We start from the raw sequence: 23,098 nt of genomic DNA, 5'->3' as shown, positions 1-23,098 counted from the left end.
AGAATCCAAGACATTCATTTCTGGCACGGAAATTGCGCAAGACAGATCATCTAACCAGACCCAGAAGGGGATGACCTTGAGCCGGACCGATGATCTTTTTGCGCGGCGCAACGCCGCCGTGCCGCGGGGCGTGGGGCACGCCTGTCCCGTCTTCGCCGAGCGCGCCGTCAACTCCACCTTGTGGGACGTGGAAGGCCGCTCCTTCATCGATTTCGCCGGAGGCATCGCGGTTCTCGCGGTCGGCCACTGCCATCCAAGAGTGATCGCCGCCGCGCGCGCCCAGCTCGATCTGTTCACCCACACCTCGTTCCAGGTGGCCCCTTACGAGCTCTATGTGCGGCTGTGCGAACGGCTGAACGCGCTCGCCCCCATGGCCGGGCCAGCCAAGACGCTCCTGGTCAATTCCGGCGCCGAAGCGGTCGAGAATGGGGTGAAGATCGCCCGCGCTTACACCGGCCGACCGGCCGTCATCGCCTTCCAGGGCGCCTTCCACGGCCGCACCATCGCCACCACCGCCCTCACCGGCAAGGTGGCGCCCTACAAGAAGGGCTTCGGACCTCTGCTGGCGGATGTCTATCATGCCCCCTACCCTGCCGTCGCCGCGGGTGTGAGCGTCGCCGAGGCGCAAGCTGGTCTTGAGGCGCTGTTCAAATATCAGGTGGACCCGGAGCGGGTTGCCGCCATCCTCATCGAGCCGGTGCAGGGCGAGGGCGGCTTCCACCCGGCGCCCGCCGAATTCCTGCAATGGCTGCGCGGCTTGTGCGACGCGCACGGCATGCTGCTGATGGTTGACGAGGTGCAGACGGGCTTCGCGCGCACCGGCCGGATGTTCGCCACCGAGCATGCGGGCGTCGCACCCGACCTGATGTCCATCGCCAAGTCGGTGGGCGGCGGCTTCCCGCTGGCTGGCGTGATTGGTCGCGCCGACGTGATGGATCACCTTGATGTCGGCGGATTGGGCAGCACCTACGGCGGCCACCCGGTGTCCTGCGCGGCGGCCCTCGCCACCCTCGACGTGATCGAGGAAGAGGGGCTTGCCGCCCGCGCCGAGGCCATCGGCGGCAAGGTGCGGGGCTTCATCACCAGCGAGCTGATGGCGCCCGAAGGCAGCCCGGTGGCGAACCTGCGCGGCCTCGGCGCCATGATCGCGGTCGATATCGTCGACCCGGCCACCGGCGCCCCCGCCGCCGCCCTCGCCAAGAAGCTCGTCGTCTCGGCCGCCGAGAAGGGATTGATCCTCCTCACCTGCGGCGTCAACGGCAACGGCATCCGCCTGCTGATGCCCCTCACCATCGCGGACGAGACGCTGGACCAGGGCCTCGCCATCCTGCGCCAATCGGTGCTGGAGCTGGTCCGCACCAAGGCGGCCGCCTGATGCGCGGCGCCCGGGCCCACGCCGCCCGGGCGCCCCAGCCGGCCCCGCATGACAGCAAATCAATACCACTCCCCTTTCAAGCGCGCGCGGAATTCGGCAGTCTCCCTTCGGCCCCTGAGGCCGAAAACGGGAGGATACCCCAAGAGATGCACGCGCCCGCCACACCCGAACCGCCCCTTTCGGCATCCGGCGCCCTGCGCACGCGCCGTTCCGTTCGCGCCTTCCTGCCGACAGAGGTTCCACGGGAGACCATCGTTGCCATCCTGGAGCTGGCGGCGCGGGCACCGAGCGGCTCCAATATCCAGCCCTGGCAAGTGCTGGTGCTCACCGGAGCGCCGCTGAAGACGCTGACGGGCGAACTCCATGCCCTCTCGCTTGCCGGCGACCCCGGCGCGCCGGACTACACTTATTACCCGCGGGCCTGGCGCGAGCCCTATCTCGCCCGCCGCCGCAAGGTGGGCTGGGACCTTTACGGCGCGCTGGGCATCGGCCGTGGCGACACCGGTCGCATGAATGCCCAGCATGCCCGCAACTTCCTGTTCTTCGATGCGCCGGTGGGGCTGATCTTCACCATCGATCGCGACATGGAGCTCGGGTCGTGGCTGGACTACGGCATGTTCCTGGAGAACATCATGATCGCGGCGCGCGCCTTCGGCCTCGACACCTGCCCGCAGGCCGCGTTCAACACCTATGCTCGCGTCATCGCGCGCCGGCTGGCCATGCCCGACACTCAGATGCTCGTGTGCGGCATGGCGTTGGGCCATGCGGACCCCACGGCGCCGGAGAACACATTCGTCACCGAACGCGAGCCGGTGGAGGGGTTCACCCGCTTCGTGGACAGCCTCGCCTGAGGACCGCCTCGCCTGAGGATCGCCCCCATCAGACCAGCGCCCGCAGCACACCGGCGCCCACCAGCAGCAGCACCACCGCCACCGGCGGTGCGTGCCAGCGGGTGAGCAGCAGGAAGCCGCAGAGAGCGACGGCGAAATCCGCCGGCATGAAGACCGCGCCGGTCCACACCGGATCGTAAAGCGCGGCGCCCAGGATGCCGACCACAGCCGCATTGGCCCCGCGCATGGCGGCCCGAGCCGCCGGACGCCGATGCAGCACACTCCAGAATGGCAGCAGGCCCGCCACCAGCAGCAGGCCGGGCAGAAACACCGCCACCAGAGCGATAACCGCGCCGAGGACGCCGTGGGGCGCCGGCCCCATGATCGCGCCGAGATAAGCGGCAAAAGTGAAGAGCGGGCCGGGCACCGCCTGCGCGAGGCCGTAGCCGGACAGGAACGCCTCGGTGCTCACCCACCCCGGCGTGACCACCGCCGCCTGAAGCAGCGGCAGCACCACATGGCCGCCACCGAACACCAAGGCCCCCGAGCGATAGAAGGCCTCGAACAGCGCCACGCTTTGTCCGGCGCCGGCGGCGACGAGGACCGGCGGCGCCACCAGCAGCACCACGAACAGCACCAGCGACGCACGCCCAAGCCCACGGGACAGCGGGACATCGAACCCGCCGGTGGTCGGAGCGGCAGGGTCGCGGCACAGGAAGGTTCCCGCAAGCGCGCCGAGCAGGATGGCCGCCAGCTGCCCCATCGCTCCGCCGAGGAACACCACCAGAAGCACCCCGCCAAGGGCGATCGCGGCCCGCGCCCGGTCGGGCGCGAGATTGCGCGCCATGCCCCACACCGCCTGGGCCACCACCGCCACCGCCACCAGCTTCAACCCGTGCAGCGCCCCCTGCGCCCAAGCGCCGCCGCTGGCCGCGGCGCCGAGGCCGAACGCCAGCAGCACCAGGGCCGAGGGCAGCGTGAAGCCCAGCCATGCGGCCAGCCCGCCCCAAAGCCCCCCGGCCCGCAGCAGGCCAAGCGCAAAGCCGAGCTGGCTCGACGCCGGCCCAGGCAGGAACTGGCACAGGGCCACGAGATCGGCAAAGGCAGCTTCGCCGAGCCAGCGCCGCTTCAGCACCAGTTCGTCGCGGAAATAGCCGATATGAGCAATGGGACCGCCGAACGACGTCAGGCCGAGCTTCAGAAAGACGCGGAACACCTCGACCACGGAACCTGCGACGCAGGCCCCCGGCTGGCGCCCGACGACGGCACGCTCGCGGCACATGACACAGGCTCCTCCAACGGCGCGGGTCCGCGGACGGAAGAAAGCCCCGCCCACAGGTCCGTTGCGTGGAGCCCCACTATATCGTTATTCGATAACGATATACGACTATAAAAATCGACGCCCCTCTCCCCGGGGTGCGACAGCGCGGGATCCCGGTATCACCCCCTATGGTGCGCGTGGCTCAATCAGCCCCCTTCAGCTCCATCCGCCTCAGCTCCATCCGCCTCATGGGCGTGAAAGCGGCATTCGCAATGGTCCGCCAGCACTTCGATGACACGGCATTCCGCCACGCGACCGTGGCTGCATTCACCCACCATCCGCTCCAGCTCCGCCTCCAGCGCCCTGAGGCTCGCAATGCGCCGGCGCACCTCGCCAAGCCGGCCCCGCGCGATGTCATCCGCCACCGCGCAGGACTGGTTGGGTTGATCCTGAAGTTGCAGAAGCTCGCGGATGGCATCGATCTCGAACCCCAGTTCCCGCGCATGGCGGATAAAGGTCAGCCGCTTCACGTCAGCAGGCCCATAGAGGCGCCGGTTGCCGTCGGTACGCACCATGGGCGGCATCAGCCCGATCTGCTCGTAGAAGCGGACGGTGGGCACCTTCACCCCGCTCGCCTTGGCCGCCACGCCAATGGACACGCCCACGCTCATTTTCCTGCCCCCTTGCTCCTCTAGTGACTAGAGCATGTAGGGTGCCCGCGACCTATGGGAAAGGGGTGCATCATGAACGCTCCCATTGTGCAGAGCCGATTTCGTGTGACAGGGATGGACTGCGCCTCCTGCGCAGCCAAGATCGACGGTGCCGCGCGGCGCATCACCGGCGTCACCGACGTATCCGTGTCCGTGACCGCCGGCACGATGACGCTGCATCATGAGCCGGAAACCGACATCGCAAAGCTGGAACAGCGCCTCGGCACCCTCGGCTATGCCATCGCTCCGATCGCTCCGCAGGGCGGCGCGGCGCACCCGGCGCAGAAGGCTCACGCCCATTGCGCCGGTCTTGACCATCACGATGACCATGGCGACAGCCACGACGCGCACCCTGGGGATGCCTGCTGCGGCAGCCACGCCCCCGCGCACGGCCCCGCGACCTCCACCGCCACGGAGGACAACCACAGCCGCGCTCCGATGGATGGCCCCTGGTGGCGCTCGGCCAAGGCGCGGCTCACCCTGCTGAGCGGTCTCGCCTTGGGCGCGGCGTTTGGCGCGGGACTGTTGCTGCCGCGGCTCGATACCCCGCTGTTCATCCTCGCCATGCTGGTGGGGCTCGCGCCCATCGCCCGGCGCGCCTTCGCCGCCGCCGTGGACGGCATGCCCTTCACCATCGAGATGCTCATGACCATCGCGGCGGTGGGCGCGGTGGCCATCGGCGCGGCGGAGGAAGCCGCCGCCGTGGTGTTCCTGTTCCTGGTGGGCGAACTGCTGGAAGGGGTCGCCGCCGGCCGGGCCCGCGCCTCCATCTCCGCCCTCTCCGACCTCGTGCCCAAGACGGCATGGGTGGAGCACGACGGCGCCGTCCGGGCGGTGAGTGCCGACAGCCTCGCCGTGGGCGCCACCATCCTGGTGCGCCCTGGCGACCGCATTCCGGCCGATGGCATCATCATCGCCGGTGACAGCGCCATCGACGAAGCGCCTGTGACCGGCGAGAGCACCCCGGTGCGCAAGGGCGTGGACGCCGTCGTCTTCGCCGGAACCGTCAATGGGGAAGCCGCCCTGCGGGTCCAAGTGACGGCCACCGCCTCCGACAACACCATCGCCCGCGTGGTGCGGCTGGTGGAGGAAGCGCAGGAGAAGAAGGCCCCCACCGAACGCTTCATCGACCAATTCGCGCGCTATTACACGCCGGCCGTGCTGGCGGTTGGCGCCCTGGTGGCCGTGGTGCCGCCTCTCGCCTTTGGCGCCCCCTGGGCGGAATGGGTCTACAAGGGCCTCGCCATCCTGCTCATCGGCTGCCCGTGCGCGCTGGTCATCTCCACGCCGGCCGCCATCGCCGCCGGCCTCTCTGCGGGCGCGCGGCGCGGCCTGCTCATGAAGGGCGGGGCGGTGCTGGAAACATTCCGCAAGGTGACTACCGTCTGCTTCGACAAGACCGGCACCCTCACGGCGGGCAAGCCCGAGGTGACGGACATCATGGCCCTCGCCCTGCCGGCTGGCGAGGTGCTGCGCCTTGCCGCCGCCGTCGAGACCGGATCGAGCCACCCGCTGGCCCGCGCCATCGTGGCGCACGCGGCGGCGCAGGCCATCGCCGTGCCGCCGGCGGAAGATGCCAGGGCCCACGGCGGCAAGGGCGTCACCGCTCGGGTGGAGGGGCGGGTCGTGTTCCTCGGCGCTCCGGCCGCGGCGGCAGAGCTTGTGCCCGTGAGCGAGGCCGACATGCAGCATGTGGCGGCGCTGAATGCGGACGGCAAGACCGTGTCGCTGCTGGTGGTCGAGCGCACATTGGCGGGCGCCATCGCCCTGCGCGACGAGCCGCGCCCCGACGCCGCGGCCGCGATCAAGGCCCTGACGGCGGCGCACATCACCACGCTGATGCTCACCGGCGACAACCGGCGCACGGCGGACGCCATCGGCGCGCGCCTGGGCATCGCCGTCGCCGCCGAACTGCTGCCGGCCGACAAGCAGCGCGTCGTGAGCGACCTGAAGGCGCGCGGCGCCATGGTGGCGAAGGTCGGCGACGGCATCAACGATGCCCCGGCCCTGGCCAGCGCCGACATCGGCATCGCCATGGGCGACGGCACCGACGTGGCGCTGGAGACCGCCGATGCCGCCGCGCTCCACGCACGGGTGCAGGACATCCCGGACATGATCGCCCTGTCGCGTCGGACCATGGGCAACATCCACCAGAACATCACCATCGCCCTGGGACTGAAGGCGGTGTTCCTGGTAACCACCGTCGCCGGCATCACCGGCCTGTGGCCAGCGATCCTCGCCGATACCGGAGCGACCGTGCTCGTGACCTTGAACGCCTTGCGCCTGCTTCGCTTCCGCCCGCAGTGACGCCATCGCCCTCGGTCCGTGCCCGACAGGCCCGCGAAAACACCCCGCGCGTTTGACCAAAGGCTCGCGAGGAACGCAGCACGCGTGGTGGCGTCCGATCGGCCCGCTGACCTCCGGCCCGGCGGATCTGCCGACGCTTCCGCCAGCTTGGACGCGCAACATGGCCCCACAGGGCGCACCACGTCCATCAACGCAAAAGGCCGGCGAAAGCATCCGCCGGCCTTCGCATGTCTCATGTGACGCCGGCGGCAACCGGCGTCACGAGGTCAGCCCGGCATCACCTGACCGATGGAGGCGTTGATGGCGCTCATCTGCCGGTCGCGATAGGCAACCGCCCGGAAGTAGAGCAGCTTCACCACGTCCATGATGAGCGTCCATACCAGGCAATAGCCCCACACCACGCCGATCAGCAGCCACGGCAGCGCCGGCATGAACCAGCCATAGGCGCACATCACGATCGCGAAGACCTGCGTGCCCATCACCGCCGTCAGCACCTGCCAGCTCGGATAGGGCGGCAGGAACAGCGTGCCCTGAACGCGCGAGACGAAGAACAACAGGTGCCCGCCGGCCGCCAGCTGCAGGAACAGCATGGTCTGGATGTGGGGCAGGTCCATGGGCAGGATCGCGCTGAGGGCCGCATTGTGCATCCAGAACATGCCCAGCATCACCATGCCGAAGCTCTGAATGAGCGCCATGATGCCCATGACGGTCGAGAAGGTGATGATGCGCGGCATGTTCCACCGCACCGGCTTGGCCTGCACCTTCACGTTGTCGTAGGCGATGGTCATGATCGGGATGTCGTCCAGCAAAGCCTGGAACACGATCATGATCGCGGTCAGCGGCATGAAGTCATAGACGAGATAGGTCAGCACCACGACCAGCATGATGTTGAGCGTCATCGCGATCCGGTAATAAATATAGCTGGTGATCCGCTCGAAGATCGCCCGCGCCTCCATGATGGCATGGATGATGGTCGAAAGGCCCGGCGCGGTGAGGATGAGCGCGGCGGCACTGCGGGCCGCATCGGTCGCGCCCGAAACTGCCACGCCGCAATCCGCCTGCTTCAGCGCCGGGGCGTCGTTCACGCCGTCGCCGGTCATGGCGACGATATGGCCGCGCTCCTGCAGCGCCTTCACGATCTGGAACTTGTGCTCGGGGAACACGCGGCCGAAGCCGTCCGCCACCTCCACCGCGCGGGCGGCGTCGATGGCGATGTGTTCGGGGCTCGAATCCTGGCCGAACACGTCACTTGCCACCAGAAGATGATCGCCGAGGCCGAGCTGGCGGGAAATCTCGCTGCCGATGGCCACGTCGTCGCCGGTCACCATCTTCACGCTCACGCCCAGTTCCTTGGCGCGGGCGATGGTCTCCTTCGCATCCGGCCGCGGCGGGTCGAGCATGGGCAGGAGGCCGAGCAGCGTCCAGGTCTGCCCGTCCGACGAGCGGGCAACGCCCAGGGCGCGGGTGCCGCTCCGGGCGAGCGTGTCCACGGCGCCGAAATAATCCTTCGCGCTCTCCTGGGACAGCCCACACAGCGCCGCGATGACCTGCGGCGCGCCCTTGGCATAATGCACGGTCTTGCCGTCGGGGCCGGTTACCGTCGCAGCGGTCTTCTTGTTCACCGGATCGAAGGGGGTGAAATCGACCGGCTTGTACTGGTCGAGCACCTTGGGGTCCTTCACCGCCGCCAGCACCGCCTTGTCGATGGCGTCGTCGCTCTGCTTCTGCGAGGCGAGCGCCGCCCCGACGATCAGCTCATCCGGCGCGGCCCCGGCCCAGGGAATGGGCGCCTGCAGGGTGAGCTGGTTCATGGTGAGGGTGCCGGTCTTGTCCGAGCACAGCACATCCACGCCGGCCAGTTCCTCGATGGCGGACAGGCGCGAAACGATGGCCTGCTGCTTCGACAAGGCCAGCGCGCCGAGCGCCATGGTGACGGACATCACCGCCGGCGTCGCCACCGGCACCGAGGCCACCAAGAGCACCAGCACCAATTGCAGGATGGAACCGGCGTGCTGCCATTCCCAATGGCCATCGGCGACAATGTCGCGATGCACCTGGGCCAGCACCAGCACGACCGCGAGGGCGGCGGACAGGACGATGAGGAAATCGCCCATCTGCAGCACCGCCTTTTCAGCGTGCGACTTGGAGCCGGCGGAGGCTACCAGCTTCGCGGTGCGGCCGAAGAAGGTGCTGTTGCCCGTGGCGGTGACAAGGCCGGTCATCGCGCCCTGACGCACGATGGAGCCGGAATAGCCGCTGTCGCCCACATGCTTGGACACCGGCAGCGATTCACCGGTCAGCGCCGCCTGGTCCACCGACAGATACTTGCCGTCGGTCAGGATCACGTCCGCCGGCAGGGTGTCGCCGCCGGAGACGCTCACCACGTCGCCGGGGACCAGCTCGGCTGTGTCCACCGTGGCCCACTGGCCGTCGCGCAGCACGCGGGCCTTCAGGGCCAGGCCCTTCTTGAGCGCGGCCAGCGCGCTCGCGGCCTTGCTGTCCTGCCAGAAGCCGACGATGGCGTTGTAGATGAGCAGGCCCATCACCACCGAGAAATCAGGCCAGTCGAACCGCACCAGCGACAGCAGGGCCGCCGCCTCGATCATCCAGGGAATGGGGCCCCAGAAGTAACCCAGGAGTTTCTGCCACCGGCTCTCCTCATGGGCGGCGATGGCATTGGGGCCATATTTCTCCTGCCGCGTCGCCACCTCGGAGGCGCTCAGCCCCTGTGCCGAGCTTTCAAGCTCGCTGAATTTCGCCGCGATGCCCGCTGCATCGAGCGTCGCCGGCCCGCCGGACGACGATGCGGATCGCGGTTGCGCCTGCGGCGCCGGCGCGCCCGCTGCGGCCATGGTGGCCGCTCCCGTCTGTGTCATCTCTCACCCCCGATTTCGCGCGCGCGCCCCGCAGCACGTGCAACCAATGATGAAGCTAGCTCATGACGGTTTGTTTGACTTCCAGCAAAGTCCCGGCAGCCAACACTTAAAAAAGCGAGACCTGGGATCATTCAGGGAAAAGACCGCGTCGTCGCGTATCCTGTTCGGGATCATCACCTTTCGTCACATGCCAATCAGCAGGATCCAGACCACCGCCATCGCCATGCAGGCGAGTGCCACGGGCACACCCGCGCGCGCGAACTCGCCGAATGAAATCCTGATGCCGCAGACCGCGGCCTGCTCCACCACGATGATCCCAGCAAGACTCCCGAACACGATGAGGTTGCTGGAAAATCCAGTCCCCAGCGCGAGCGCGGCGCCGAGCGCGTCGGCCAGCGCCCGGTCATGACCGGGTTCAAGGAAGGGCACCAGCAGCATCACCGCGGGGTTGTTGCCCACCACATTGCTGAGCACGCCCGACACCAGGAACAGGGACAAGGGATCGTTGAGATTGATGCCGGCGCCACGCAGGTCGTTCAGCAGGCTCTGCGGTAGCCCGGTCGCCGCCATGGCCGCATTGACCACGAACAGCCCCATGATGAGCAGCAGCAGATTACCGTCCACATGCTTCAGCATGTCGCTCGAGGCGATCTGCCGGTTGATGAGCAAGATACCGGCGGCGCCCAGCGCGATGAGGTCGCGCGGCCAGTCGCTCACCACGAAGGCGAGCACGACCAGGAACGTGGCCACCCCGGCCTTCAGCGTTTCCGCCCTGTCGAGCGGCGGCGCCGTAAGCGTCGCCGCCACCGGATGCTCCCGCTCCGACTGCGGGGAGGTCCAGCGCCCGTGATAGAGCCAGACGATGAGCCCCCACACCAGGGGGAGCGACAGCAGCGCCGGCACCGCCGCCACCATCAGGAAGCCATTGAACGACAGGCCAAGTTGCTGCGCCGCGATCATGTTCTGCGGGCTGCCGATCAGGGTGCCGGCCGAGCCGGTGTTGGCGGCGAAGCAGAAGCCCAGCAGGAAGGGCACCGGGTTCAGTCCCCGCGCCAGCGTCACCGAAACCAGGAGCGGCGTCATCGCCACCACCACCACGTCGTTGGTGAGGACCGCCGACAGCAGACCGCCGACGGCGACGAGCACCGCCAGCAGCACCGGCGCGCTGACCGGCAGCGTCGCCACCTTCTGCGCCGTCCACCCGTAGAAGCCCGACACCACGAATGCGGCGGACACCACCATCAGGCCGAACAGCATCCCCACCGAGCTGTAGTCGATGGACTCCCAGGCCGCCTTGGCGCTGATGCTGCCCGCCACCATCATGGCAAGCGCACCGACGATGGCCGCGCCAGTGCGGTCTACCTTGAAGCCCGGCAGCTTGCCGAAGCCCATGGCCACATAGACCAGGAGGAAAATCAGAAGGGTAACGCCCATGGGCCCCGCCGTCGGTGATGCCGGAACCGGACGAGCCCCTCCGCGACCGGCCTGGAAAGACACGCGCCGCAAGGACCCTCCGGCCAAGCCGGAACACTTTCACGATTCGTCCGATTGCGAAAATGTCCGGCCGGCCGGATGTCAGGCCTTGCCCTTCTCCGCCTTTACCGCCTGGTGATAATCCTTGCGGATCTGCTCCAGATCCACGGTCGGCGCCGGCAGCTTCAGGTTCATCTCGTCGAGCGTCTCCTCGATGATCTTGGAGACGGCGAGATTGCGGAACCATTTGTGGTTGGAAGGGATCACATACCACGGCGCATGCTTGGTGGAGCATTTCGCCAGCATGTCCTCATAGGCCGCGATGTACTGGTCCCAAAAGGCCCGCTCCTTGTAATCAGCCTCCGAGATCTTCCACTGGCGCGCCGGATCGTCGAGGCGCTGGGCGAACCGGGCGAGCTGCTCCTCCGGCGTGATGTAGAGGAAGAACTTGAGGATGGTGACCCCGGCCGTTGTCAGCAGCGTCTCGAAGTCGTTGATGATGTCGTAGCGCTCGGACCAGACCTCCTTCGGCACCAGATCGTGCACCCGCACCACCAGCACGTCTTCGTAATGGGAGCGGTTGAACACCGCCACCTCGCCGAGACCCGGCGCGTGCGGATGTACCCGCCACAGGAAATCGTGCTGGTGCTCTTCCGCAGTCGGCTGCTTGAAGCCCGTCACGGAGGTGCCCTGCGGGTTCATGGCCGCCATCACATGCCAGCAGGTGCCGTCCTTGCCGGCGGCGTCGATGCCCTGGAGCACGACCAGCAGCGCATGCTTCTTCTCGCCATAGAGCTTCTGCTGCAGTTCCGCGAGGCGGACGACATTCTTGGCGAGATCGTCCTTGGCGAGCTCGGCGGAGGCGTAATCGCCGTGGAAAGCGGCATCCACGTCCTTCAGCCGCACCCGGGTGCCGGGTTCGACGACGAGCTTCTTGCGCAGGCCCATCCTGCTCTCCTCTCAGGTAAAACCACCATCGCTCGCGCCCGAGGACGGCCCTTGGAATCGCCCCGCTGCCGGGCGTCGCCCGTGGAGCCGAATCGGCATGAACACTTTAGGGCGCCTTCGCAACATGAGGAAATGCAGAAGGCGCTCCGGCATTTGCGTCAACAATGCTGTCCCAGGCAAAGAGTCCGGCCCCGTCAAGACATAACGGGGCCGGGGACGGCTCACGGCCGCAGACGCTGCATGACGAGGTGGGTGGCGCGCAGCCGCGACGTGGTGCGGTGGCTGACCAACTGCTCCACCACAAGGCGCAGGGCGCCGAGAATGAAGGTCCACACGATGCAGTAGCCGATCACCACGCCGATGGCGTCCCACGAGATGGCGGGCACAAACCAGCCGTAGGCGCACATCAGCATCGCGAGCACCTGCGTGGAGAGGATCGCGGCCACCAGCGGCAGCGCCGGGAACGGCGGCAGGAAGAACCAGCGCTCCGAGCGGGTGACAAACAGCAGCAGGTGGCCACCGGTGACCAGTTGCAGGAACATCACCGTCTGCAGGTGGGTGGTGTCGACGAGGCCGAGCATCTGCCCATAGACTTGGCCCACGGCGCTGTTGATCGCCCACATGCCGGCCAGCAGCAGCCCGAACGACTGCACCACCGAGAAGAAGCCCAGCGCCGTCGAGACCGCCAGGATGCGGGGCATCTTCCAGCGGATGGGCCGTTCGCTCACCGGCGTGTTGTCGTAGGCGATGGTCATGATCGGGATGTCATCGAGGAGCGAGATGATGACGATCATGATCGCGGTGAGCGGCTGGAAACCCAGGAGGATGGTCGAGAGCACCACCAGGAACATGATGTCCATGGTCAGCGCCACGCGATAGATGGTGTAGGTGGTGATGCGCCCGAAGATGCGGCGCGCCTCGTCGATGGCGCTGTTGATGACCGAGAGGCCCGGCGCGGTGAGGATGAGCGCCGCCGCCCCGCGCGCGGCGTCGGTGGCCCCGGAAACGGCGGTGCCGCAATCGGCCTGCTTCAGGGCGGGGGCGTCGTTCACGCCATCGCCGGTCATGGCGACGATGTGGCCGCGCGCCTGCAGCGACTTCACGATGGCGTACTTGTGCTCCGGGAACACGCGGGCGAAGCCGTCCGCGCGCTCGATCGCATCGGAGATGTTGGCCGGCACCTGATCGGGGTTCATGTCCTTCGGGAACACGTCCGACGCGGTGAGGATGTTGGTGCCCATGCCGAGCTGGCGGGCGGTCTCGATGGCAATGGCGGTGTCGTCGCCGGTGATCATCTTCACCCGAACACCCTTGGCGCCCACCGCCTCCAGTGTCGCCCGGCTGTCGTCGCGGGGCGGGTCGAACATGGGCAGGATGCCGAGCAGCGACCATGTCGTGCCACCGTTCTGCGAGCGGGCCACCGCCAGCGCGCGATTGCCCTTGGCGGCCAGCGCGGCCACCGTATCATTCACCTTGGCGACGACATCGGCGGCGGGCTGGGCGAGATCGACGATGGCCTGCGGGGCGCCCTTCGCAACGCTCACGAGGCTGCCCCGCTCGTCCTTCACCGTCGCCTCAGTGCGCTTGGTCACGGGATCGAACGGCACGAAGGCGGTCTGGGTGAAGGTCTTGACCACCGCCGGATCCGTCAGCCCCTCGATGACGGCGGTGTCGATGGCGTCGTGGTCCTCCGCCCGCGAGGCGAGGGCACCGGCCAGGATCACATCCTGCGGATCGGTGGCCGCGATCAGGATGGGATCGCCGAGCTTGAGCTGGTTCTTGGTGAGCGTGCCGGTCTTGTCCGAGCACAGGACATCCACCCCCGCCATCTCCTCGATGGATTCGAGGCGGGAGACGATGGCCTTCTGCTTGGAGAGCGCCAGCGCGCCCAACGCCATCGTCACCGAGAACACCGCCGGCATGGCCACCGGAATGGAAGCCACCAGAAGGATCAGCACGAACTGCAGGATGCCGAGGGCATCGTCCCACTTCCAGTCCTGCGCCACCACCGCCTTCTGCCACACCTCGGCGGCCACCAGGATCACCGCCAGCACCACCGCCACGGCGATGAGGAAGTTGCCAATCTCGAACATGGCCTTCTGCGCGTGGCTCACCGAACCTGCGCCCGCGACCAGCTTGGCGGTCCGGCCGAAGAAGGTGTTGCCGCCGGTGCCGATGACGACGCCCGCCATCTCGCCCTGCTTCACCACGCTGCCCGAATAGGCCTCGTCACCCTCCTTCTTGGCCGCCGGCAGCGACTCGCCAGTCAGCGCCGACTGGTCGATGGCGGCGAAGCCGGCGCCGAACAGCCTCAGGTCGGCGGGCACCACCGCGCCGAGCCGCACCTTCACCACATCGCCCGGCACCAGCTGGGCCGCGTCCACGTTCGCCCACTTGCCGTCACGCAGGGCCGTGGCCTCCGGTGCAAGGCCCTTCTTCAAGGCGGCCAGCGCGTTGGAAGCCTTGCTGTCCTGCCAGAAATCGAGGGCCGCGTTGAAGACCAGCAGGGCCGCGATGACCGTGAAGTCCTGCCAGTGGCCGAGGATGGCCGACACCAACGCGGCCGCCTCGATCATGTAGGCGATGGGACCCGCGAAATAGCCCAGCACCCGCGAGAGCAGGCTGCGCTCCTTGGCGATGATGGCGTTGGGCCCGTAGGTTTCAAGACGCTTTTGGGCCTCCTGCGCGGAGAGGCCCTGGTCGGCCTTCACGCCCAGGGTGCTGAACACCTGATCCAGCGGGATCTTCTCGAGATCGGGGCCAACCGGCGCGGCGGAGGCGCTCAGTTGGTCGGAGGAAGGAGTGGAGGACACGGCGACGTCTCCTGTTTGCAAAGCGGCGCGGCGGAACACAGCTAACGAGAGCGGACGGGCATACTTAACCTAAGGTAAGCGCGCATCCTCCCATGGAGCAACGCTTCATCCTCCTCGGCCGCCCCGCTTCCGCCATGCCATTCAGACGCTCGAAACGAGATCCAGCGTGTGCTGGGCGATCATGAGTTCCTCGTTGGTGGGAATGACGAAGGCCGCCACCTTGCTGTCGGCGGTGGAGATGCGCGGGCCGTTGGCCGCATTGGCGGCGGCGTCCAGCTTCAGCCCCAGCCAGTCCAGACGCTCCAGCACGGCGGCGCGCACGATGGCCGAGTTCTCGCCGATGCCGGCGGTGAACACCAAGGCGTCGAGGCCGCCCAGAAGCGCCGTGTAGGCGCCAATGAACTTCACCAGGGCGTAGACGAAATAGTCCACCGCCAGCTTCGCATCGGCATCCGGGCTCGCCTGGAGCACCCTCATGTCGCTGCTGGTGCCGGACAGGCCGAGCAGGCCGGAATCGCCGTACAGCGCCTTTTCCAGGGTCTCACTGGTATAGGCCTTGGTGCGCAGCAGGTAGAAGATCACGTCCGCCGGCACATCGCCGGAGCGGGTGGCCATGGGCAGGCCGGTGAGGCCGGCGAAGGCCATCGAGGTCTCGATGCTCTTGCCGTCCAGCATGGCGCACACTGAGGCCCCGCCCCCCAGATGGCCGACGATGACCCGCCGCGCCTCAGGCGCGACCTTCGGGACCTGCCGGCTGATGTAGTCATAAGAGATGCCGTGATAGCCCCAGTGGCGCACACCGGTGTCGCGCGCCGCCTTCGGCAGCGGGTAGATCTGCGCGACGTCGGGCATGGTGCGGTGGAAGGAACTGTCGAACACCGCCACCTGCGGCAGGCCGGGAAAGTCCTCGGCGATGGCCCGCGCCCCACGCACGTTGAAAGCCTGATGGGAGGGCTCCATCACCGACAGGCCGTCGAGATAGTCGAGCACCTCGGGGGTGATGACCACCGGTCCATCGAACCGCGTGCCGCCCAGCACCACGCGGTGGCCGGCAGCCACCACCTTGATGTTGGCCTCGTGCTGCTCCAGCCACCCGATGATGTAGTTGAGCGCCGCCTTGTGATGCAGCACCTGCCCCTCGCCCCATTCGTGGGCGTCGAGGGGCTTGCCGTCCGGCTCCTTGGCGACGAAATGGGGATCGGTGGACATGCTGTCCACCACGCCGCGACACAGCAGCGTCGCCTCCTTGCCTGTGGTGTAGGCCCCGAATTTGAGGCTCGTGGATCCGGAGTTCACCACCAGAACGGCATCGGTCATGGGTCTTGGCTCCTGGAACGCCGCCGGCGGCGCATGGCACCGGGGCCGGGATGAGGAGAGGAGAGCCGGGCGCGGCGCCCGGCCCCGCGGATCAGTCCGCGGTGACGGGCAGAATCGCGTCAGGCTCGCGCTTCAGAGCGTCGGCGTAGAGCACGGCGGCGGCGGCCGAGAAGCGCCGCGCCGAGGCGCTGTCAGCGCGGCTCGTGAGCATCACCGGCACCCGCGCGCCCACCACCAGGCCCGCGGCCTGGGCGTCCGACATGAAGGCAAGGTTCTTGTAGATCATGTTGCCGGCCTCGATGTTCGGCACCAGCAACACATCGGCGACGCCGGCCACCGGCGAGACGATGTGCTTCACCTTCGCCGCCCCCGCGTCCACGGCCGCGTCGAGATCGAGCGGACCGTCGACGATGCCGCCCACGATCTGCCGGCGGTCGGCCATCTTGGCGAGAATGGCGCCATCGACGGTGGCCGCCATCTTGGTGCGGACCATCTCCACCGCCGCCAGCACCGCCACCTTCGGCGTCTCCACCCCCAGCGCCCGGGCGAAACCGATGGCGTTCTGGCAGATGTCGCGCTTCTGGTCGGTGTCGGGCGCGATGTTGAGGGCGACGTCCGTCAGCACCACCCGGCGGGCGTAAGTGGGCACCGACATCATGGCACAATGGCTGAGCAGGCGGCCGGTGCGCAGCCCCGCCTCCTTCTGCATCACCGCATGCAGCAGCACATCGGTATGCAGGCTGCCCTTCATCAGGGCCTCCACCTCGCCCGCTCCGGCCGCCGCCGCCGCCTTGGCGGCGGACTCCTCCTCGCTCGCGGTGGACACGATGCGCGCCCCGGAGAGATCCAGCCCGGCCGCCGCCGCGATACGGCGAATCTCCGCTTCAGGCCCATAGAGGACCGGCAGGATCAGCCCCGCAGCCGCCGCATCGAGCGCCCCTTCGATGGCATCGAGAGACACCGGATGCACCACCGCGGTCGGCATGGGCTTGAGGCCACGGCACCGCTCCAGCAGGCCCTCCAGGCGATGCTCCGGCACATCCACCCGCGCCGCCACCGCCGGCGCCGCCACCACAATGGTGGCGGTGGCGATGACGCCAGCGTCGGGACCGGTGACCCGCCCGTCGAGCACCAGCGTTTTGTCCGCTCCATGGGTCTCGCGCACCGTGACGACGACGGTTAACGGCATGTCGACCGGCAGCGGCGCGGAAAGGCTGACGGTACTGGAGCGGATGGCCGCGCCCGGCCCCGGCAAGGCAGAGCCCACCAGCGCGGCGAACAGGGAGGCGGCGACCCCGGCCACGGCCTGGCTATCACCGGCCCCGGCCAGGTGCCCGGCATCGCCAAAGGCGCAGGCCCAGGCCCGCAGGTCCGCCGCACTGACGGTGCGTTGCGCCGAGGCGGCATCGCCCGGCTTGATGTCCTCGAACAGGCGGTTCGCGATGGTCGGCATCGAACGCGGCCTCCGTAGGGCGTGTGGAAATGGGGAGATCATCGGACCATCGGCCCCGGCCTCCGACCGGCGCCGAATGGGATGGCTCATGTGCCGCGCAGGCTTGAGCGGAGCTCATGGGCCTTGCTCTGGCGCATCGACACGGGCCACTTTGCCCCGCGCGGAAGCATGCACCATCGGTCCCGCAAGATGCGCGGGCCGAAAGCCTTGACGACACAAATGGAGCGCGGGCGGTCGAAGCCGCCCGCAACAGATCAATATGCGGAGCTGGGCGCGATCTGGCGAACACCCTCGGCACCGGCCGCAAGAGCCAACACCGGAGGTTTTGGAACCGCGACCGAAAGCAGGGCGGCCAGCCGCTCCACCCGTTCCCGCTCAGCCTGCGTATAGGCACCGTCGGCCGCGGCGATGACCGCGACCGTATTGACCAGTTCCTGCCGCTGCGCCGGATCGCTCACCATCTCGGCGATCGCGTCCACCGCCGCCTGCCGTTCCAACAGCAGAATATAGAACTGCTCCCGCACCAATCCCTTGAATTCATCCAGGGACAATTGAGTCAGCCGCTTGCGCGCGTTGTTCAGCGACTTCGCCGCGCTCTCGTCCATGGAGCGAACCGCGGAGATGACGTAAAGCGCAGCCCGCACCAGCGCCGCATTGAACCCACCCTCGGCCACGCGCGCGCGGAATTCCTCGATCTTGTGGGCGCGGAAGGCCTCCTTCTGCGGGCTGTTGGCCGGCAGTTGGCGCACCTTCTCATCGAGATTGAGGCCGAGCATCCCTTGCAGCACCGGCGAACCGTAGATGGCGAAGAAAGCCTTTTCCACCCACTGATCCCGCGCCTCGCGAAAGCCATCGAGGCTGGTGTTGATCTGTTCGGAGACAGCCTTCTCCGCCACCAGGAAGGGATTGCTCTCCGACGCCGGCTTGCGCGCCTTGCGCACCTCGTCGGCCGCCTTGGCCACCCCCTTCATGAAGGGATTGTTGTCGGCAAAGGCCGTATAGCTCGCCCGCAGCGGGTTGACCTTGAACAGAAGGTCGGCGAACTGCGGGGTCGCCAGGGCGCGCACCGCCGGCTGCAGGAACGTGCGGTAGAGGGAGTGATTGATCTCCGAGAGCCGGCGCACCGCCGCGAAGGCCCGGTCATCCTCCACGCTGTTGCGACCATAGGCGCGGATATCATCGAGCGAGCGCGCCTCGAAGCGGCTGTGCCACGGCGTCTTGCCCTCGGCGCCCTCAGCCTTCAGCTCGGCTTCGGTGGCCGGCTCGATCACCAGCTCATAGAGGCCGGGCGGCATGCAATCGATGAGATCCATCAGGCGGACCATTTCCTCGTCCTCCTTCGCGCCCACCTTGGAGGACACAAAGATCGCGAGGTGACCCACCTTCTGATTCATGCAGTAGACGATGGTGCGCCCCTCGGCGCGAATATCGTCCACGTCCTTGTAGAGATCCAGAATCCAGCCCAGCGTTTGCGGCGGCGGCGAGATGTTGTCGCCCTCGGAGGTGAAGACGATCACCGGCGAGACGATATTGCGCAGGTCGAACACCTTGCCGTCAGTGGAGCGCACCTCGTTGCGGGTGAGCTTGTCGCCGATGAACATCTCGTCCACCAGGAACTGAATCTCGGTGCCGTTCAGGGTGATGAAGTCGCCCCACCACTTCTCGAATTCGAGATAGCGCGGCCCCTCGGTATCGACCGTGGAATAGACCTCGTATTGCTTGGTCCAGAGCCAATTGGCCGGGTTCAGGGCATCGAAGTTCAGGATCAGCCATGTGCCGTCGAACTTGCCCTTGCCGAGATCGCTCACCAGCGCGGTCAGCCACGAGCCACCCAGAAGACCGCCGGAATAGCGCATGGGATTCTTGCCGTGCACGCCCTGCCAATAGGACATGGGTGAGCCCGCCACCATGCAGGGTCCGAACAGGTCCGGACGCAGCATCGCCACCATCAGCGTCTGGTAGCCCGCCTGGCAATTGCCGATGGCAAAGGGACGCGGCGCATCCGGGTGCATCTCGACAATGCGCTCGAAGAAGCTGACCTGTCCCTCCACCACGTCAAGAAAGGTCTGCTCCGGCTCGGGCTTGGCCGCGAAGCCGATGAAATAGACGGGATGGCCGTTACGCAGCGACTCGCCGATCTCGCTCTCGGCCTTGAAACCGCCGATGCCGGGCCCCTGTCCGGCGCGCGGGTCCACCACCACCACCGGGCGCTTGCGCGGGTCCACCTCCATGCCGACCGGCGGCACGATCCGCGACAGCGAATAATTGATCGGCCGGGGCAGCGCGCGCCCGCTCACCAGGACCTCGTGATCGAAAGTGAGCACCGTCGCCTGCGGCCGCGAGGTAATGTCTTCCTGCTCATCGCCGCGCTGACGCAGAATGTCCAGGAATAGGACGGAGCGCTGCCACGAATCCAGCAGGTATTCACCGAGCGGGCCACCCGCGGCGCCATCGGCCAGCCAGCCCGCCGGAGCGCCTGCGGTCGCCCCATTGCCGACCCCGAAGGCCTTCGCCCACGGCAGAGGTGCCGCCCCCCAGGCGCGCGGATCAAGAAAGGGCGATCGACTTGAGGTGGAGGACTCGCTGCTCATGGAAACCTCGCTCAGCTTGACCCAACCGACGCCCACAAGCGCGCAAACCAGATGGCCCGCACCTGTGATGCACTGCACTCTTGCATAAAAACACACCTAGAAACGCAACTATTCGTAGTCAACCCCGTAACTTTACGCCCATGGCGACTTCGACGCGCCCGAGCGGCTCAGCTTCCGGCCACGCCCCCGCGCCTAAAGGCGGCAGGCGCCGCCGGCCTGCACCGCCAAGTCCGAGAGAGCCGCCTTCCCGCAGCCAACGACCACATCAGAAGCAAACACCGCCCGGCGCAAAACAGGACGCATACGACGCCGGCTGCAGTCTTTTCACGCCCGAGCGCAAAACACCGCACATCATGTTTCCGGCCGCCGGCGAATCCATCCTTACGACCGCTATTCGAGCGGCTGCACCTGGAGACGACCATGCACGTTACCGCACATTTCATGACGACTTCATTTCGAATTTCGCGTCAGCTCCCGGCAACAGAGGCCGGAACATACGGTGCGCCCGCCACAACCGGCAGGGCGGGTCTCGCACAGAAGCCATCCGTGCGTCATATCCCAAAAGGGGTATTTCTAGACCGGGCGGTGTCCTCTACACGCTTGAACCGCACAGTTTAGCGCAGCTATACATGCGGGCACGCCCCCGGCGCGCTATCCGCGCCCCTTTGTGCCGATCCCTCATCGTGCGAGCAGAAATCTTGCCGACATTCAGCGACGCGGTCTACCGCATCTATGAGGCGACCCTCAGCCCGGACCACTGGGCCAGCGCCATGGACGCCATCGCCACACTTTCCGGCTCGGAGGGCGCCTTTCTCGGCGCGAAAGTGCCGTCGGGACGCTGGCAGATCGACACCCACTCCCCGAAGCTTTCCGAGTTCATCCACCTTTCCCAGGCGGAGAAATGGTGGCAACAGAACCCCTGGCTCGACCGCTCGATCGAGGTGGGGTTCCGCGTCGGCGACGTCTATTGCGACCAGGATGTCATCGGCGAAGGGCGAGCGGAAGAACTGCCCTATTACAGTCAATTCCTCCCGCGCGTGGGCCTCGGCTGGCAGATGGCGGCGGCGATTCAGTCGGACCTGGGGGCACCCACAGCCGTGGTGGTGCAGCGGGCGCGGGCGAAGGGGCCCTATGTCCGCACGGAAATGGACACGTTGCGCCAGGTCTCCCGCCATGTGGAGCAATCGCTGCGCATCACGTCGCACTTTGCCGGGGAGCGCGCGGCGCACGCCACCGCAACCGCGGCCTTCGACGCCATGGACCGCGCCGCCTTCGTGCTCGACCACGAGCAGAAGCCCTTGCTCATCAATCGTCCGGCGCGAAACCTGATGGGTCGATACTTCAGCCACGAGGACGGGCGCCTGGCCCCCACCCAGAAACATGAACACGAGGCCTTCAACGCCGCCGTGCGCGCCGCCCGGTCCGCAGTCCCGCAGTCCTCCAACTCACCACAGCCGACCACCATCTCAGATGCAAAGGGAGGATCGCGTCTCGTGGTCTGGACCCTGCCCGTGATCGGCGCCTCGGCCGCCCATCTCGGCCTGCCGCCGACTGTAGACCCAGGCCGCGCCTCCGCTGACCCGGTCTCGGACCCATCGCAGGCGCAGCCCGATTCGCATGTTCTGGTCTTGGCGCAGCCGCTCGAGCAAGACCGCGTCATCGACCCGAGCGTGCTGCGCAACACCTTCGATCTCACCCTCGGCGAAGCGCGCCTCGCGGCCCTCCTCGGCTCCGGGATGACGGTCAAGCAATCCGCCGACACGCTCGGCATCACCGAGGGCACTGCCCGCGTGGTGCTGAAACGGGTGTTCCAAAAGCTGGGCGTCGGCCGTCAGGCGGAATTGGTCGCCAAGCTGGCCGTGTTCGCCCGCGGCGCCTCCTGAGCCGATTGGTTCCCTGACGTTGCCTTCGTGATCGATGCCTATGCTCGCCGCATCGTGGGCGGGCGGTTGTGCCGGATCGCTCATGCCCGGCTTCGTGCTCGACGCGCTGGAGCAGGCGCTTCATGAGCGGCGGCCTGGTGCGCCATTACGACAATGCCCTCGCAGGGATGATCAACGGCGTCTGCAAGGCCGAGGTCATCCATCGCCCGTTGCTGAAGCCCATCGGCCATATCCCGCCGGCCGAAGCCGAGGAACGCGACTACGCTCTGCTCAAGGCACAGCACATGGCGCGCGACTCGCATGAAATAGCCCCCGGCAAAGCCGGCGCGGTTCACAGAGCAGTAGCCCAAACACGATGGCTGGCCCGTGCATCAAGCGAAAAGGCTGAGCACACTACTGTCGCCGCTGGAGCTCGACGAGCTGCTGGAACTCGACGAGCTGCTGCTTGAGGAAGCACCGAACAGGGTGAGGATGGGATCACTGCTCGTATTCTGGGTCGCGTCCCAGATCGCCGTAAAACGCGACAGCAAACGATCCAGTTTCTCAGGGTCCTGGAAGTCCGCGACATCGACCTTGGATTCCACGACCGACTTCTGCATAGCGGTATCCATGCCGCTGAGCGAATCGGGCAGGCCGTAGACTGTCTTCACCACGGTCCACAACGCGGTATCCGCAAGCACGCCATAGGCGCTGGACACGCTGGAAGCGGTACGCTTGAAATACAATGCGAGCTGTACGCCCTGGTCAGTCTCGCCAAGGCTATCTTCGATGGACTGCTCCAGATAAGCATTCACCACCGTGCCCGTAGACGCCGTCGTGGAAGTGTCCGTCGCGTCGGGGTTGAGGTCCGCGAACGCCTCCGCGAACGTGGCAAAACGCTCGTCGGTCAACTTGTTCGCAAAGCTGGTGTCATCCGACAAATCGCTGTTCAGCACCTTGGTCATGAACGCTTTCGCGTCGACCATGTCGCTGAGACCATAGGCCGTCATCGCGTAGCTGAACAATCGGTAATTGCTGACGAAGTCATCCACCGACGTGACGCTATCTATGTTTTCCTCGTAATACGAAGTCGCATTTGACGTCTGCGGATCAGCAGCCTGCAGCGCCAGGGCCTTCTCGCTATTGTTCGCGTAGTAATTATAGGTTGCGAACGTGGATCCGAGATAGATGGTCATGATCAAGTACCGTCCGGCTCTGAATGCGCCTCGCGCCCGAAATATCAAACCCCTGACATTCGCCACGCAAAATTTGATTAACGGTA

The 23,098-nt window shown here is 67.0% G+C and carries 14 protein-coding genes and 1 pseudogene; 5 read left to right on the top strand and 10 right to left on the bottom strand.

Annotated elements, in window-relative coordinates:
- Positions 1-70: 70 nt before the first annotated feature.
- Positions 71-1,375: a 4-aminobutyrate--2-oxoglutarate transaminase gene (gene gabT / locus HUW53_RS08835; RefSeq protein ID WP_370877846.1), complete on the top strand. Its 1,305-nt coding sequence runs from the start codon at positions 71-73 to the stop codon at positions 1,373-1,375.
- A gap of 146 nt (positions 1,376-1,521) precedes the next feature.
- Positions 1,522-2,226 carry a nitroreductase gene (locus tag HUW53_RS08830; RefSeq protein ID WP_237345384.1) on the top strand — a complete coding sequence of 235 codons (705 nt, stop codon included), beginning with the start codon at positions 1,522-1,524 and terminating at the stop codon, positions 2,224-2,226.
- Positions 2,227-2,254: 28 nt separating this feature from the next.
- Here the strand turns inward: HUW53_RS08830 and chrA are convergent, their stop codons facing one another.
- Entirely contained in the window at positions 2,255-3,487 is a 1,233-nt protein-coding gene (gene chrA / locus HUW53_RS08825; RefSeq protein WP_237345383.1) for a chromate efflux transporter, read from the bottom strand.
- 185 nt (positions 3,488-3,672) lie between these two features.
- On the bottom strand, positions 3,673-4,137 hold the full coding sequence (locus HUW53_RS08820) for a MerR family transcriptional regulator (protein WP_237345382.1): 465 nt from the start codon (positions 4,135-4,137) through the stop codon (positions 3,673-3,675).
- A gap of 72 nt (positions 4,138-4,209) precedes the next feature.
- On the opposite strand from HUW53_RS08820, the gene HUW53_RS08815 reads away from it, so the two are divergent.
- Positions 4,210-6,483, top strand: coding sequence for a heavy metal translocating P-type ATPase (locus HUW53_RS08815; protein WP_237345381.1), 2,274 nt, complete (start codon positions 4,210-4,212; stop codon positions 6,481-6,483).
- Between the two features lie 266 nt (positions 6,484-6,749).
- Here HUW53_RS08815 and HUW53_RS08810 read toward each other — a convergent pair whose 3' ends face one another.
- The 7 genes from HUW53_RS08810 to HUW53_RS08780 all read right to left on the bottom strand — a co-directional run bounded on the left by HUW53_RS08810 (position 6,750) and on the right by HUW53_RS08780 (position 19,954).
- Entirely contained in the window at positions 6,750-9,359 is a 2,610-nt protein-coding gene (locus HUW53_RS08810) for a plasma-membrane proton-efflux P-type ATPase (RefSeq protein WP_237345380.1), read from the bottom strand.
- A 183-nt stretch (positions 9,360-9,542) separates the two neighbouring features.
- Complete coding sequence (locus tag HUW53_RS08805; RefSeq protein WP_237345379.1) at positions 9,543-10,793, bottom strand: ArsB/NhaD family transporter; 1,251 nt, start codon at positions 10,791-10,793, stop codon at positions 9,543-9,545.
- A gap of 141 nt (positions 10,794-10,934) precedes the next feature.
- Positions 10,935-11,780 (bottom strand): polyphosphate kinase 2 family protein, encoded by an 846-nt coding sequence (locus HUW53_RS08800; protein ID WP_237345378.1) that lies wholly within the window; start codon positions 11,778-11,780, stop codon positions 10,935-10,937.
- A gap of 221 nt (positions 11,781-12,001) precedes the next feature.
- Positions 12,002-14,593 (bottom strand): plasma-membrane proton-efflux P-type ATPase, encoded by a 2,592-nt coding sequence (locus HUW53_RS08795; RefSeq protein WP_237345377.1) that lies wholly within the window; start codon positions 14,591-14,593, stop codon positions 12,002-12,004.
- 141 nt (positions 14,594-14,734) lie between these two features.
- Complete coding sequence (locus tag HUW53_RS08790; protein ID WP_237345376.1) at positions 14,735-15,910, bottom strand: acetate/propionate family kinase; 1,176 nt, start codon at positions 15,908-15,910, stop codon at positions 14,735-14,737.
- Positions 15,911-16,001: 91 nt separating this feature from the next.
- The gene (locus tag HUW53_RS08785) at positions 16,002-17,363 is read right to left on the bottom strand and encodes a bifunctional enoyl-CoA hydratase/phosphate acetyltransferase (RefSeq protein WP_237345375.1); all 1,362 of its coding nucleotides are present in this window, start codon (positions 17,361-17,363) and stop codon (positions 16,002-16,004) included.
- Positions 17,364-17,617: 254 nt separating this feature from the next.
- A complete protein-coding gene (locus tag HUW53_RS08780; protein ID WP_237345374.1) occupies positions 17,618-19,954 on the bottom strand; it encodes a DUF3141 domain-containing protein in 2,337 nt (778 codons plus the stop codon).
- A 698-nt stretch (positions 19,955-20,652) separates the two neighbouring features.
- Here HUW53_RS08780 and HUW53_RS08775 point away from each other — a divergent pair.
- Together HUW53_RS08775 and HUW53_RS08770 are read left to right on the top strand one after the other, a co-directional pair.
- Positions 20,653-21,837: a helix-turn-helix transcriptional regulator gene (locus HUW53_RS08775; protein WP_237345373.1), complete on the top strand. Its 1,185-nt coding sequence runs from the start codon at positions 20,653-20,655 to the stop codon at positions 21,835-21,837.
- A pseudogene (locus HUW53_RS08770) lies at positions 21,838-22,286 on the top strand (hypothetical protein); the annotation flags it as partial.
- On the opposite strand, the gene HUW53_RS08765 reads toward HUW53_RS08770, so the two are convergent.
- Positions 22,209-23,012 carry a DUF1217 domain-containing protein gene (locus tag HUW53_RS08765; RefSeq protein WP_237345372.1) on the bottom strand — a complete coding sequence of 268 codons (804 nt, stop codon included), beginning with the start codon at positions 23,010-23,012 and terminating at the stop codon, positions 22,209-22,211. The pseudogene HUW53_RS08770 and the gene HUW53_RS08765 sit on opposite strands and share 78 nt — an antisense overlap.
- Positions 23,013-23,098: the final 86 nt, after the last annotated feature.

This window comes from Xanthobacter agilis (genome assembly GCF_021730435.1).
Lineage (GTDB): Bacteria > Pseudomonadota > Alphaproteobacteria > Rhizobiales > Xanthobacteraceae > Xanthobacter > Xanthobacter agilis.
The sequence above is the reverse complement of the archived record's forward strand: the minus strand, read 5'-3'. Positions and strand labels throughout refer to the sequence as shown.

Coding starts and splice junctions, on each gene's coding strand:
- gabT (WP_370877846.1), top strand. CDS start 71: ATGACCTTGAGCCGGACCGATGATCTTTTTGCGCGGCGCAACGCCGCC.
- HUW53_RS08830 (WP_237345384.1), top strand. CDS start 1,522: ATGCACGCGCCCGCCACACCCGAACCGCCCCTTTCGGCATCCGGCGCC.
- chrA (WP_237345383.1), bottom strand. CDS start 3,487: ATGTGCCGCGAGCGTGCCGTCGTCGGGCGCCAGCCGGGGGCCTGCGTC.
- HUW53_RS08820 (WP_237345382.1), bottom strand. CDS start 4,137: ATGAGCGTGGGCGTGTCCATTGGCGTGGCGGCCAAGGCGAGCGGGGTG.
- HUW53_RS08815 (WP_237345381.1), top strand. CDS start 4,210: ATGAACGCTCCCATTGTGCAGAGCCGATTTCGTGTGACAGGGATGGAC.
- HUW53_RS08810 (WP_237345380.1), bottom strand. CDS start 9,359: ATGACACAGACGGGAGCGGCCACCATGGCCGCAGCGGGCGCGCCGGCG.
- HUW53_RS08805 (WP_237345379.1), bottom strand. CDS start 10,793: ATGGGCGTTACCCTTCTGATTTTCCTCCTGGTCTATGTGGCCATGGGC.
- HUW53_RS08800 (WP_237345378.1), bottom strand. CDS start 11,780: ATGGGCCTGCGCAAGAAGCTCGTCGTCGAACCCGGCACCCGGGTGCGG.
- HUW53_RS08790 (WP_237345376.1), bottom strand. CDS start 15,910: ATGACCGATGCCGTTCTGGTGGTGAACTCCGGATCCACGAGCCTCAAA.
- HUW53_RS08785 (WP_237345375.1), bottom strand. CDS start 17,363: ATGCCGACCATCGCGAACCGCCTGTTCGAGGACATCAAGCCGGGCGAT.
- HUW53_RS08780 (WP_237345374.1), bottom strand. CDS start 19,954: ATGAGCAGCGAGTCCTCCACCTCAAGTCGATCGCCCTTTCTTGATCCG.
- HUW53_RS08765 (WP_237345372.1), bottom strand. CDS start 23,012: ATGACCATCTATCTCGGATCCACGTTCGCAACCTATAATTACTACGCG.